Consider the following 497-nt stretch of genomic DNA (forward strand, 5'->3'; position numbering starts at 1 on the left):
TTATTTGCGAAAGCGCTCATATTGAAGAGCTTGATCCAATTTTTGCTGATATGCCCATTGTTCGTGAACGTCGTGATCATCAACAACTTAATACTGTATTGTCAAATACATTCGGTTTTGGCGGTACCAATGCAACGCTCGTTTTCCAACGCTATACATAAACAGGAATTCTTAGCTGGTTGAAAAAAGCACGATCTTTTACGGAGAATAATATGAAAGGTTTGATGGAGGGCAAACGTGGCCTTATTATGGGGGTTGCAAATGACCATTCAATCGCATGGGGTATTGCGTGCCAACTAGCAGAAGCAGGAGCTGAATTAGCTTTTACTTATCAAGGAGATGCTTTCGGAAAACGGGTCCAACCACTAGCAGAAAAGCTTGGTTGTAAATTATTACTTGAGTGCGATGTTGAAAAAATTGAAAATATTGACTACGTCTTTGAGCAACTTGAAAAAGAATGGAAAACAATTGATTTTATTGTCCATGCCATTGGTTTT

The 497-nt window shown here is 38.8% G+C and carries 1 protein-coding gene and 1 pseudogene; both read left to right on the plus strand.

The window, feature by feature from the left end; translation table 11 throughout:
- Positions 1-161 (plus strand): annotated as a pseudogene (locus tag J7R05_RS07800) (beta-ketoacyl-ACP synthase I); the annotation flags it as partial.
- A gap of 51 nt (positions 162-212) precedes the next feature.
- On the plus strand, positions 213-497 hold a 285-nt coding region (locus J7R05_RS07805; RefSeq protein ID WP_208541826.1), incomplete at its 3' end, for an SDR family oxidoreductase.

It is taken from the genome of Bartonella capreoli, from assembly GCF_902813205.1.
In the GTDB taxonomy this organism is placed as follows: Bacteria; Pseudomonadota; Alphaproteobacteria; order Rhizobiales; family Rhizobiaceae; genus Bartonella; species Bartonella schoenbuchensis.